Origin of the sequence: Gilliamella sp. B3801 (assembly GCF_026536645.1) — a bacterium.
GTDB lineage: Bacteria > Pseudomonadota > Gammaproteobacteria > Enterobacterales > Orbaceae > Gilliamella > Gilliamella apicola_I.
In genome coordinates, this window is the sequence record NZ_JAFNNR010000014.1 from 21117 (window position 1) to 33759 (window position 12643).

Sequence of the window (12643 nt, forward strand, 5' to 3'; positions counted from 1 at the left end):
TTAGTAAGTAGCGTTGTGTAAAATTTGCATGGTGAATGTTTTTTTAAGATAAAAGCCACGTGGACGTGTTAAAATAGTTTGACCATTTTCTCCCACCGCTTCGGTTAAAGCTTTACCGTTTGCCGCTTTAGGTCTTATTTGTAAATAAGTACCATAATGCGCGGTAATTTTTTCAACATGACCTAATGCAATCATATCCATCAGTTCTTGCCAATCTTGTTTGAGTTGCTGTTCTTGTTCTTTTGAGGGTATCCATAAAATAGGACTACCAACTTTACGATTGGCAAGTGGGATAGATCTTTCCCCTTCGATTGGGATCCAAAGTACTTTAGATAATTTATATCTCACATGACTTGTTTCCCAAATTACCCCATGATTTGCCATTAATGGTGCGACACTGACAAAGGTCGTTTCTAATGGTTTTCCATGCATATCAATTGGAATTGTTTTTAGTTCGATGCCCAGATTAATAAAGTCCCGTTCAGCTTTACTACCCGCATTAGCCCCTAAAAACGTTTCAATAAGATTGCCAACCCATCCTTTTTGTTTAGTCAAATTGTCAGGAATTGGCATACCTAAATATTGAGCAATTTCACCAAATGTATATCCAGCAACAAGTTTTGCTCGATCTAATAACTCTTGTTCACTGCTTGGAAAAAATATTGCCATCTCGAAACGATACTATCTAATAAATATGTACATAGCTAAAATAATAAAGGATTAGCTTAATTTTTCAACCCATACTGCGTAAGCTTGAATAATTGATGAAAGAAATTCTCGGGTTTTTTCTGCAATATTACCATTCGCATCGAAAGCGGCACTGATACCACCAATATAAGCTTCAGGCTGTTGTAAAGTTGGCATATCAAGAAAAACTAGTGACTGACGTAGTTGATGATTAGCGCCAAAACCGCCAATTGCACCTTGTGATACCGAAATTACTGCCGCTGGTTTTTTTGCCCAGACATTTTTACCATAAGGACGTGAGCCGACATCAATTGCATTTTTGATTACAGCAGGTAAACCTCGGTTATATTCAGGTGTGACAAAAATCACGCCTCGGCAATCCGCTATTTCGTTGCGAAATAAAGTGTAAGATGCTGGTGGGGTATCGGTATCAATATCTTCATTATAAAAGGGAAGATCGCCAATTTCGATTAAATATAAGGAAAGTGAAGAAGGGGCAATTTCTTTAAGGATTTTAGCTACTTTTAAATTATATGAACCTTTACGTAAACTACCAACGAGTACTGCAATTTTTTTACTCATTTTGGGTCCCCTTAAATTGAAAATAAAGAGACACCATGAGTGTCTCTTATTTAAGATAATTACAGATCATTACGGTGTTTTAATGTCCTGATGAATCTAATTTACGTCCTGTTTCAAATAGGAACCAAGCTCGTCTTTCAGATTGGTCAATCCATTCTTCAATTAAGCTTGCTGTTGCTGAATCATTGTATTTATCACAAATATCATGAGCAACACGCATTCGTTCTGTTAATCTAATATTATCTTGACAAAGTTCAGCAAGCATATCAGACGGCTCAACAAAATCTGCATTATTATCAGAAATACTTTGTAATTTAGAGATGTGACTAATTGAACGTAACGTTGTTCCGCCCAATTTACGTACACGTTCAGCAATCGGATCAGTCATTGCAAATAGTTGATCTCCATGATCGTCTAACATTAAATGGTAATCACGAAAATGTGGACCACTGACATGCCAATGGAAGTTTTTAGTTTTTAAATACAAAGCAAAGACATCGGCTAACACAGAATTCATTGCTCCAGAGATATCTTTAGACGCTTTTTGACCTAAATCAGTTGGAAATAAAATTGCAGATTGTTGTAGTCTTTTTGCAGTAGCTGTACTTTTGGCAGATAACGGTTTTTTTGTAGTCGTTTTTTTGGAAGTAGTACTTTTAGCCATCTAATATTCTCCTATAGGTGAATTGTAAAAATTGCTTAACTTTCCTATACCAAATTACGCCAAGTCTTAACTAAAGTCCAATCAAAATGAGCTATTTTTAACTATTACTGCTATTTCAGCAGTCTATGATTCTTATTTTTATTCTAAATAAAGCATTATTTGAAATAAATTCTTTCACAATAAAAGAATTTATTTCAAATTGTGACATAGTTAAAAGTTTTGTGTTTTTGAAATTGATACTCTTTGTTTGAAGTTTAATTAATGAGGAGAAATTATGATTGATACAATTTCATATGGAGCCGAATGGTTTATCGGCTTATTTCAAGAAGGTGGAAAAGTGTTTGTCGGTATGGTTACGGGAATATTACCACTGTTAATTTCACTGTTAGTGGTTATGAATGCCGTAATCAAATTCATTGGGCAAGACCGTATTGAGCGCTTAGCGCAAGCTTGTGCAGGCAATCCTATTTCACGATATTTATTGTTACCTTTAATAGGCACATTTGTTTTTTGTAATCCGATGACGCTTAGCCTAGGGCGTTTTATGCCCGAGTTTTATAAACCTAGTTATTATGCGGCATCATCTTACAGCTGCCATTCAATGAATGGGCTATTTCCTCATGTTAATCCCGGTGAACTTTTTGTTTATTTAGGTATCGCGGCCGGATTAACAACCTTAAACCTTCCTTTAGGACCATTGGCTGTAAGTTATTTTTTAGTTGGCTTATTCACCAACTTTTTTAGAGGTTGGATTACTGATTTTTGTACTGCTATTTTTGAAAAAAAAATGGGCATTAAATTAGATCGAAAGGTACATCTATAACTAAAAGGAATAAACAAGGAAATGAACATGATGAAATTTATTCGAATTGAAAAAGGTGAAGCCGGTTGGGGTGGACCTTTAGAGCTGCCAATTATAGCGGGTAAAAAAATTGTATACATTGCAGCAGGTACCCGACCAGCAATTGTTGATACTTTAGAAAAATTAACGGGTTGGCAAGCTATTGATGGTTTTAAAGAAGGGGAACCGCCTAAGGATGAAATTGGGGTTGCTGTCATTGATTGTGGTGGCACATTAAGATGTGGTATCTATCCTAAAAATAGAGTGCCTACAATTAATATTCATGCGACAGGTAAATCAGGGCCGCTTGCCCAATATATTTTGGAAGATATTTATGTCTCAGCCGTAAAATCCAATAATATTAGTGTGATTGAAAAAGAGATAGATAGTGACATCCAGAAAGCATCTGTTACAAACAATTCACATCAAAAAGTGCACACAAATAATTTTAAAGAGTATGACAGTAGTAAAAAAATTACCGAACAAAGCGATGGTTTATTAGCAAAAATCGGTATCGGTATGGGATCAGGTGTTGCCGTATTCTTTCAAGCTGGTCGAGATACGATTGAAACTGTACTTAAAACTATTTTACCGTTTATGGCATTTGTATCGGCCTTAATTGGTATTATTATTGCCTCAGGATTAGGTGATTTAATAGCTCATGGCTTAGTTCCATTAGCTGATAATCCACTTGGTCTGGTTATTCTAGCGCTTATTTGTTCTTTTCCATTACTTTCGCCATTTTTAGGACCCGGTGCGGTTATTGCACAAGTCATCGGGACGTTAGTTGGTGTTCAAATTGGTCTTGGTAATATTCCGCCACACTTAGCTTTACCTGCTTTGTTTGCCATTAATGCTCAAGCTGCTTGTGATTTCATTCCTGTCGGTTTGTCTCTTGCCGAAGCGAAACAAGATACCGTGCGTGTTGGGGTTCCCGCTGTTTTAGTCAGTCGTTTCTTAACTGGCGCGCCAACGGTTTTAATTGCGTGGGCAGTGTCGTTATTTATTTATCAATAAGCAAACGAATAGAGAAGGTCAAAGATGTCAAAAGTTATCTACCATTCAAAAGTTAAACAAATTGGTGACTTTGCCAAAGAAGCGTTGGCAGATGGCATGCTAATCCTGTTTAAAGAAGGTGCACCGTCTGATTTAGCCGATTATTGCTTTATACATAGTCATGACGAGTTAAGGCAGAATCTTGAAATAGGGCAATGCATTCAATTAGGCAAGCACACTTATCGTATAACTTCGGTTGGGGAAGTCGCCACAACCAATTTTAAAGAGTTAGGTCATCTCACATTAAGATTTGATGGGAATCGTGAAGCTGAATTACCGGGGTCAGTGCATGTTACTGGTGAAATACCTAATCAACTTAATATCGATGATGAAATTATAATTTTAACTATTTAAGGAACAGAAAATGAAACAAGTAGCAGTCATTATAGGTGGTGGACAAACCTTAGGGGCTTTTTTATCTGAAGGTATTGCTGATGCTGGGTATAAAATTGCCGTTGCAGATTTAAATTTTGATAATGCAAATAAAGTTGCTGAAGTAATAAATAAAAAATATGGGGTAGGAACAGCAAAAGGTTTTGGGGTCGATGCAACAAATGAGGAGAGCGTGCGACAGCTAGCACAAGAAGTTGATAATACATTTAAAAGAATGGATTTAATGGTTTACAGTGCCGGTGTTGCTAAAGCTGCACCCATTACTCATTTTGTATTGAAAGACTTTCAATTATCCGTCAATGTTAATCTTACCGGTTATTTTTTATGTGCACGTGAATTTGCTAATTTAATGATTAAATATAAAACTGCCGGTCGAATTATACAAATTAACTCTAAATCGGGCAAAGTTGGTAGCAAACACAATTCAGGGTATAGCGCCGCAAAATTTGGTGGCGTTGGATTAACGCAATCTTTAGCACTCGATCTTGCTGACTACGGAATTACGGTTAATTCATTGATGCTGGGTAACTTATTAAAATCGCCAATGTTTCAATCCTTGATTCCACAATATGCTAAAAAACTTGGTATACCAGAAAACCAAGTTGAACAAGTTTATATTGATAAAGTGCCACTTAAACGAGGTTGTGATTATCAAGATGTGCTTAACGTATTGTTATTTTATGCAAGCGATAAAGCATCATATTGTACAGGACAATCAATTAATATTACGGGTGGACAAGTTATGTTTTAACTCAATTTGGTGCGAAGGTATAGCGATGCCTTTCGCACATCTCTTTTCTGGTCTGGTAAAAAGGAGATAATAATGGATACGACATCAACGTTAGCCTTATTGGCTCTAATTGCTTGGAGTATACAGATAATACTTGGCTGGTTTCAAATTCGTCGTTTTAATCGAGCATTTTTATCGATGAAGAAAGGCACTTACTTAGGTATTGGTTGTAGCCAAACTCAACGTTTTAAACCGAAAGTTTTAATCGCGCTATCATTAGATCACGATAAAAAAGTGATTGATTCAGTATGGATGAAAGGAGTGACCGTTTTTGCATTGCCAAAACCAATACCACAATTATTGGGACTAAATATTACCGATATTATGCCTGAAACCATTTTCCCCAATGATTTTGCGTCACAAAGCGCCTTGATTCTTGCATTAAAAGCAAACAAATAATCCCTATCTTTTATTTTGAAAAGTATTTTCTTTCATGATGAAGTATAATATTTTATACAATAAATTAATTCTGTTATTGAACAGTAATAATGGACTCCAATCATGAAAGTAAGGCAACGACAAACTGCAATCTTAGAATATCTGCAAAAAAATGGGCAAGTGAGTGTTGATGAGCTAGCTACCCATTTTCAAACGACGGGTACCACTATTCGAAAAGATCTTACTCAACTCTATGAAAGTGGGCTTGTACTACGGACTTATGGTGGTGCAATGTTAAATCGCGAAATTGGTGACCGTGCGATTGATCACAAAACTTATATTAATACGGCACAAAAAAAAGCAATAGCACAGGAAGCGGCAACACTTATTCATGACGGGGATTCTGTTATTTTTGATGCAGGAAGTACCGTTGCACAAATGATTCCTATGCTAGCTCAATTCAATAATTTAACTATCATGACCAACAGCTTACATATGGTGAATGAGCTCGTTGCTAATGATAATGACCAAAATATTATATTAACAGGTGGCACATTTCGTCGTAAATCCGCTTCGTTTCATAGTAATAATGCTTCAGCTATTGCAGCATTTGAATCCTATTCATTTGATAAACTGTTTATGGGTGCTGATGGCGTGGATTTGGTTGGTGGGGTAACCACTTTTAATGAAAGTTATCACGGTAGTGTGGCAATGAGTAAAGCTGCTGCCAAACTGATTTTATTAGCGGATTCTTCAAAGTTTGGACGACGAAGCCCAAATGTTGTTTGTGATTTAGATGCAGTGGATACTATCATCACTGATGATCATTTAGATGATAAATATTATGATGCTTTGATACAACGGGGTATCAATGTTATTAAAGTTAAAGTAGTTGATAAATAGATTAATACTAAAGTTTGATTGAATGTGGAATTAAATTTCTGGAGTATTTGGCTTCTTACGTAATCTCAATATATATTGAGATACGTTAGAAACCAAAACCCATGATCAATAACCCTTTAATTGATAATTTTCTTTAGTTAAAATAGTAATCTTGCTCTGATAGTCCCTGCGACATTTTTGAGTTTAATTAATAACTCTTCAGCTTTACTTTGTTCAACCCTATCGATATCAATAACTACATAGCCAATTTTAGGATCCGTTTGTAGGTATTGAGCCGAAATATTTAAACCTTGTTCTGCAAACAAAGTATTGATTGCGGTTAATACACCGGGTTGATTATGGTGAATATTGATAAATCGACTCGATCCTTTAGCCGGAATAGGTAAAGAAGCTTCAGGAAAATTAACAGCTGACAGGGTCGCACCTGTGTCGGAATATTTAGCCAATTTAGTCGCCACTTCGATACCAATGTTTTCTTGAGCTTCGCTGGTAGAACCACCAATATGCGGAGTGATAATGACATTATCGAATTCACATAATGGCGATTCAAATGGATCATTATTACTTGCTGGTTCGGTCGGAAATACATCAATGGCGGCACCACTAATTTTATTGGCTTTTAAAGCATCAGTTAATGCATCAAGATCGATAACTTTACCGCGTGATGCATTAATTAATATCGCACCTGATTTCATTTGATCGATCTCATTTTTGCTGATCATTCTGATTGTGGTTGGGTTTTCAGGGACATGCATACTGACAATATCACTCATTGCGAGTAATTCATTCATGCTTGCTACCTGTTTTGCATTGCCTAAAGGTAATTTTGTTTCAATATCATAAAAATAGACATTCATTCCCAATGATTCAGCCAATATACTTAATTGGCTACCTATGTGACCATAGCCAATAATACCTAGATTTTTACCTCTAGCTTCATGAGATCCCGTCGCTATTTTATTCCATTTACCTTGATGAGCTTGAGCATTGGCTTCTGGTACTCGTCGAAGTAATAATATGGCTTCGGCTAAAACAAGTTCAGCAACAGATCGCGTATTCGAAAATGGAGCGTTAAAAACAGGAATACCTTTAACAGTTGCAGCATCGAGATCAACTTGATTCGTGCCTATACAAAAACAACCAATACCGGCTAATTTAGGTGCTGAATTAATAATATCTTCGGTTAAATGAGTTCTTGAGCGAATTCCTATGAAGCGGACATCTTTTAAGGCTGTTTTAAGTTCGGTAGGGGATAAGGCGCTTTTAAGATATTCTATATTTGTAAAACCTGCGGATTTGAGTACCTCAATGGCACTAGGGTGAACACCTTCAAGTAATAAAAACTTATTTTCATCTTTAGTTAAAGCCTGAACAACCATCTTTTCCTCTCTTTCCATATACCACATCAATGCGTAAAACTTTAATAATAACACTCAATTTAATTTGAACAACGGTTTAATGTTAACTCTTTGACACCTGAACTTGAACCGACTAATGCAATGTTTGCACCTCGGTTAGCAAACAAACCAACTGTGACGACACCTGGAATATTATTAATACAATTTTCTAATTCAATTGGGTTTGTGATGACTAAATCATGAATGTCTAAAATAACATTGCCATTATCAGTTACAACGCCCTGACGATAAACGGGTTTTCCACCCAGTTTAAATAACTCACGTGCAACGTATGATCTAGCCATTGGTATGACTTCAATGGGTAAAGGAAATTTACCTAATACATTGACAACTTTTGATTCATCAACAATACAAATAAACTGTTTAGCCAATGCTGAAACAATTTTTTCGCGCGTGAGTGCAGCTCCTCCACCTTTTATCATCTGCATCTGATAATTAATTTCATCTGCGCCATCAACATAAACATCCAAACTATCGACTTCATTACAATCAAGTACGGGGATACCATAGCTGAGTAGTTTTTGGGTGGAAGCTTCTGAACTTGAAACCGTTCCTTTAATTTGACTTTTAATCGTTGCTAAAGCATCAATAAAATGTGCGGCTGTTGACCCTGTTCCAACTCCGACTAATGAGTTGGGTTTTACAAACTTTAAAGCAGACCAGCCGACCGCTTTTTTTAATTCATCTTGCGTCATAATATCACCGTAGTTTTAAATAATTTTTATTCAAAAAAATAAAATTTTGAAAGCAAAATTACTGAAGATATGGCATAGTAACCGTTTGGAAAGCAAAAATCATTAGTATTTTAATAAAATATATTAAGTTTTAGATCTATTTAAAAAATTAGCCGGTTCTAAAAGGTTTGAGTATTCAAGCAAAGATCCCATTATTCGTAAAGAGATTATGAAGCGTCCAGATTATAGAGCATTACAAGCATTAGATGCAGTAATAAAAGAGCGAGGTTTTGAAAGAGCAGCCGATAAATTGTGTATTACACAACCGGCGGTTTCACAACGCATCAAGCAACTTGAAAGTTTTTTTGGTCAGCAGCTTTTAGTCAGAACCATTCCGCCCAAAGCGACCAAGCAAGGGGAACATCTTTTAGGTTTATTGCATCAAGTAGAATTACTCGAACAACAATGGTTAGGCGATAACGATCAAAATCCGACACCATTGTCGTTATCGATTGCAATCAACGCGGATTCACTCGCAACCTGGCTTTTACCTGCGTTAAAACCCGTGTTAGATAAAAATATTTTACGTTTTGATATCCAAGTTAAAGATGAAGAGCATACATTAGAATTATTGCGACTTGGTACGGTTGTGGCCGCAATCAGTATTCAAGCCAATCCATTACCGGGTTGCTTGTCAGATATGTTAGGCGCCTTAGACTATATTTTTGTTGCGTCGCCAGATTTTGCTAAAAAATATTTTCCTAATGGGGTTACCCGTTCTTCCTTGTTAAAAGCACCAGCGGTAGCTTTTGATCATTTAGATGATATGCATCAAGCTTTTTTACAAGAGAATTTTAATCTTACGCCAGGAAGTGTCGTCTGTCATATAACCAGTTCTTCTGAAGCATTTGTTCAGCTAGCCAAACAAGGTTCGGCTTGTTGTATGTTACCAAAACTTCAAGTTGAACAAGAGTTGAAAACGGGAGAACTTGTCAATTTGACAGAAGGTCTTTATCAAAGACGAATGCTTTATTGGCATCGATTTGCCCCTGAAAGTAGTGTGATGCAAAATATTTCTGAAACATTGATCCGTTATGCACAAAATGTGCTTTCTCAACCTCATAAATAATCGATTATATAAGCATATAAAATGCTAAAATAAGATGTTAACTTTAAACGTTTGGATCAATTGTCATAACAACTAAAAGAGTCGATGCTATGTATCAACTAAAAAATGATCGTTATTTACGAGCTTTACAGTGTTTACCTGTTGATTACACGCCTGTGTGGATGATGCGCCAAGCTGGGCGTTATTTACCTGAATATCGTGATTTAAGAGCTAAAGCAGGGGATTTTATGACGATGTGTCAAACTCCCGATTTAGCTTGTGAAGTGACTTTGCAGCCACTGAAAAGATTTGATCTTGATGCCGCCATTATTTTTTCTGATATATTAACTATTCCTGATGCAATGGGGCTTGGTTTGTATTTTGAAACAGGAGAAGGCCCAAAATTTAAGCAATCAATTCAGTGTCTATCTGATATTCAGCAACTCCCCATTCCTGATCCAGAGCAATCATTGAGATATGTGATGGATGCTATTCGGCTAACCAAAAAAGAACTCGACGGAACAGTACCATTAATTGGATTTTCGGGTAGTCCATGGACACTCGCTACCTATATGATTGAAGGTGGTAGTAGTAAAGCTTTTACTAAAATAAAAAAAATGCTGTATAGTGATCCTAAGGCACTGCACCTATTACTTGAAAAACTGGCTAACAGTGTCGCTATATATTTAAATGCCCAAATTGAAGCTGGTGCGCAGTCGATAATGATATTTGATACTTGGGGCGGGGTGCTGAGTCATCAAAGCTATCAAACGTTTTCATTAGATTATATGAAATTAATCCTATCGCAATTAAAACTAGGTAAAAAGAGTCAAAATATCACTTCTTATGTACCTGTAACCTTATTTACTAAAGGTGGCGGATTATGGCTAGAAAATATTATAAACTCGGGATGTGATGCGATAGGTGTTGATTGGACAGTTGATCTAAGTAACGTGCCACAAAAAGGACAAATAGCGGTACAAGGTAATCTTGATCCTTCAGTATTATATGCTGATAAACAAATAATCGAAGCGAATGTAGATGCTGTGTTATCGGAATTTGGCTATCATAATGGGCATGTTTTTAATTTAGGACATGGTATTCATCAAGATATTCCGCTAGAACATGTACAATATTTAATTGACGCGGTTCATCGTCAATCAAAAAGGTTTCATCATGATTAAAAACCCAATTCAATTAAGAATGGAAAAATTGCCTGAATGGCAACAACGTTTATTTATGGTTTGTTTGTGTGAACGAATGTACCCTAACTTTGTTTACTACTGCAAACAAGTTGATAATCAAGAAGATAGTAAAAATTACAAAAAAATACTTGATTTAATATGGGAATCCTTATTAGTCTATGATGTGAAAATAAACTTTGATTTACAGCTAGAAAAATTAGAAGCTATCATTCCTGTTTTTACTAATGAAAGCCCTTATATGGTCTATCCTGCTATTGATGCATGTCAGGCACTTAGCGAGTTGTTACACTCGTATTTAAGTGGTGATATTGCTGAACACACCGCTAAAGTAAGTAGTATATCAGCGACAACTATTGCTGAATTTGAGATGACAAAAGAAAATATTTTACTTTCAGAGGATGAACAACAGCAATTACCTAGTGTAATTGATGAATTTGATTTGCAATGGGAAATTTTCCGATTATTACGCGATGAAAAAAATGAAATGGAAGATTTAATAAAAGGTCTAAAAGCAGAAATTCGAACGTCACAAATGAGTAATATTGGTGTTTTTTTAAGCAATTAAAGCGTTCCAGCCATGATTTTTTTATTTTTTAATAAATTTTTCTTTTATATTAGAGCAATATAGACTACATTTAATAGTAATGTAACCTAAATGTTGTTTACAGTTGGAAAGTTATGTAATTAACTTTCTTTATTATGTTAACTTTAACAATAAAATAAATATGTAAGGATATTTCCATGAATAAAACAGAACTTGTCGATGCAATTGCTAGTAAAGCTGATATTACTAAAGTTGCAGCTAAAACTGCGTTAGAAGCTACATTAGCAGCTATTACTGAATCATTAAAAGCTGGCGAACCAGTACAATTAGTTGGTTTCGGTACATTTAAAGTTAATGCTCGTAAAGCACGCACGGGTCGTAATCCTAAAACCGGTAAAGAAATCAAAATTGCTGCAAGCAAAGTACCTGCTTTCGTATCAGGTAAAAGTCTTAAAGAAGCAATCAAATAGTTTTTTTAAATTGTCGAAAATGTTTTTTTGACAATTAATAACGCTAGGTCATGGAACATCGTTTCATGACCTTTCTATTTAAAAAAATGATTAAAACGTATCAATGCATTACAATGCGTTTAAATTATCTTACATTTAATCTGTGTTTGTTAGTTAATATTATTTAATTAAGCTAAGATGTAATTTCTATAAATTTAGCATTTAATACTGTAAGTAAATCACTAGGTGCCATTTCAATTTCTAATCCTCTTTTTCCGCCTGATACCAGCATAGTGTTTAAATAATTTGCGCTAATATCAATTAATGTGGGTAGACGTTTTTTCTGACCTAATGGACTGATTCCTCCAACCAAATAGCCTGTCGTTTTTTCAGCTATATTAGGATGAGTTAAATCAATCTTTTTACAGTTAAATGCTTTTGCTACTTTTTTAAGATCTAAATGTTTATTAACAGGTAATACGCAAACAGCTAATGTTTTGTCATTGTTGTTTAAACTTACAACAAGCGTTTTAAAAATTTGATCGGCAATCACATTTAATGTTGGATCAAGTTTATTGACAGCTTCTTGACCGTAATTAGTTGTATTAGGGTCGTGTTCATATTGATGAATTTTAAATTGAATTTTTAATTTTTTTAGTTGGTTAATTGCTGGTGTCATATCAATATCCCCTGTAATTCAAAATGATAGGGTATCATTTAATTTTAATCACTCTATAAATTTTTTTATAGAGTGATTAAAAAGAATAGTGGATAATTTTAAATAATTAATTGATATTTTGCTTTGTTTTTTACTGGGTTTTATGCTGGTTTTTTAATAGCATATTGAGACGATAAAGGAAACATATCATAAAGATATTTGCAAATATTATTATTGTTGAATAGATAATATTTATCATCAGCGATGTAATTGAAATTGCCCAATGTGACAAT

16 protein-coding genes are annotated in these 12643 nt (G+C 35.1%); 10 read left to right on the forward strand and 6 right to left on the reverse strand.

Features of this window, described 5'->3' with window-relative positions; translation table 11 throughout:
• The 3 genes from mutH to J3U14_RS10965 all read right to left on the reverse strand — a co-directional run bounded on the left by mutH (nucleotide 1) and on the right by J3U14_RS10965 (nucleotide 1933).
• Nucleotides 1-669, reverse strand: coding sequence for a DNA mismatch repair endonuclease MutH (mutH, locus tag J3U14_RS10955; RefSeq protein ID WP_267350133.1), 669 nt, complete (start codon nucleotides 667-669; stop codon nucleotides 1-3).
• Nucleotides 670-720: 51 nt separating this feature from the next.
• On the reverse strand, nucleotides 721-1269 hold the full coding sequence (locus J3U14_RS10960; RefSeq protein WP_267350131.1) for an NADPH-dependent FMN reductase: 549 nt from the start codon (nucleotides 1267-1269) through the stop codon (nucleotides 721-723).
• Nucleotides 1270-1348: 79 nt separating this feature from the next.
• On the reverse strand, nucleotides 1349-1933 hold the full coding sequence (locus J3U14_RS10965) for a Dps family protein (protein WP_065558418.1): 585 nt from the start codon (nucleotides 1931-1933) through the stop codon (nucleotides 1349-1351).
• 274 nt (nucleotides 1934-2207) lie between these two features.
• Between J3U14_RS10965 and srlA the strand changes: the two genes are divergently transcribed.
• The 6 genes from srlA (at nucleotide 2208) to srlR (ending at nucleotide 6294) form a co-directional block, all read left to right on the forward strand.
• Entirely contained in the window at nucleotides 2208-2756 is a 549-nt protein-coding gene (gene srlA / locus J3U14_RS10970; protein WP_267350127.1) for a glucitol/sorbitol-specific PTS transporter subunit IIC, read from the forward strand.
• 27 nt (nucleotides 2757-2783) lie between these two features.
• Nucleotides 2784-3791 (forward strand): PTS glucitol/sorbitol transporter subunit IIB, encoded by a 1008-nt coding sequence (locus tag J3U14_RS10975; protein ID WP_324123839.1) that lies wholly within the window; start codon nucleotides 2784-2786, stop codon nucleotides 3789-3791.
• Nucleotides 3792-3815: 24 nt separating this feature from the next.
• Complete coding sequence (locus J3U14_RS10980) at nucleotides 3816-4184, forward strand: PTS glucitol/sorbitol transporter subunit IIA (protein ID WP_267350126.1); 369 nt, start codon at nucleotides 3816-3818, stop codon at nucleotides 4182-4184.
• Nucleotides 4185-4194: 10 nt separating this feature from the next.
• Nucleotides 4195-4974: a sorbitol-6-phosphate dehydrogenase gene (srlD, locus tag J3U14_RS10985; RefSeq protein WP_267350125.1), complete on the forward strand. Its 780-nt coding sequence runs from the start codon at nucleotides 4195-4197 to the stop codon at nucleotides 4972-4974.
• A 72-nt stretch (nucleotides 4975-5046) separates the two neighbouring features.
• A complete protein-coding gene (locus tag J3U14_RS10990; protein ID WP_267350123.1) occupies nucleotides 5047-5412 on the forward strand; it encodes a transcriptional regulator GutM in 366 nt (121 codons plus the stop codon).
• A 102-nt stretch (nucleotides 5413-5514) separates the two neighbouring features.
• Nucleotides 5515-6294, forward strand: coding sequence for a glucitol operon DNA-binding transcriptional repressor SrlR (gene srlR / locus J3U14_RS10995; protein WP_267350121.1), 780 nt, complete (start codon nucleotides 5515-5517; stop codon nucleotides 6292-6294).
• A gap of 137 nt (nucleotides 6295-6431) precedes the next feature.
• On the opposite strand, the gene serA is transcribed toward srlR, so the two are convergent.
• Together serA and rpiA are read right to left on the reverse strand one after the other, a co-directional pair.
• Entirely contained in the window at nucleotides 6432-7673 is a 1242-nt protein-coding gene (gene serA / locus J3U14_RS11000) for a phosphoglycerate dehydrogenase (RefSeq protein ID WP_267350119.1), read from the reverse strand.
• Nucleotides 7674-7732: 59 nt separating this feature from the next.
• Nucleotides 7733-8407: a ribose-5-phosphate isomerase RpiA gene (rpiA, locus tag J3U14_RS11005; protein WP_267350117.1), complete on the reverse strand. Its 675-nt coding sequence runs from the start codon at nucleotides 8405-8407 to the stop codon at nucleotides 7733-7735.
• A gap of 208 nt (nucleotides 8408-8615) precedes the next feature.
• Here rpiA and J3U14_RS11010 point away from each other — a divergent pair, with 208 nt between their 5' ends.
• From J3U14_RS11010 to J3U14_RS11025, 4 genes are all read left to right on the forward strand, one after another.
• Nucleotides 8616-9515, forward strand: coding sequence for a LysR family transcriptional regulator ArgP (locus J3U14_RS11010; protein WP_065558410.1), 900 nt, complete (start codon nucleotides 8616-8618; stop codon nucleotides 9513-9515).
• Between the two features lie 89 nt (nucleotides 9516-9604).
• Complete coding sequence (gene hemE / locus J3U14_RS11015) at nucleotides 9605-10678, forward strand: uroporphyrinogen decarboxylase (protein WP_267350115.1); 1074 nt, start codon at nucleotides 9605-9607, stop codon at nucleotides 10676-10678.
• Nucleotides 10671-11264 carry a YjaG family protein gene (locus tag J3U14_RS11020; RefSeq protein ID WP_267350113.1) on the forward strand — a complete coding sequence of 198 codons (594 nt, stop codon included), beginning with the start codon at nucleotides 10671-10673 and terminating at the stop codon, nucleotides 11262-11264. The genes hemE and J3U14_RS11020 overlap by 8 nt, the downstream gene beginning before the upstream one ends.
• Nucleotides 11265-11440: 176 nt before the next feature.
• Entirely contained in the window at nucleotides 11441-11713 is a 273-nt protein-coding gene (locus J3U14_RS11025) for an HU family DNA-binding protein (protein ID WP_065558407.1), read from the forward strand.
• Nucleotides 11714-11885: 172 nt separating this feature from the next.
• Here the strand turns inward: J3U14_RS11025 and ybaK are convergent, their stop codons facing one another.
• A complete protein-coding gene (ybaK, locus tag J3U14_RS11030; protein ID WP_267350111.1) occupies nucleotides 11886-12371 on the reverse strand; it encodes a Cys-tRNA(Pro) deacylase in 486 nt (161 codons plus the stop codon).
• Nucleotides 12372-12643: the final 272 nt, after the last annotated feature.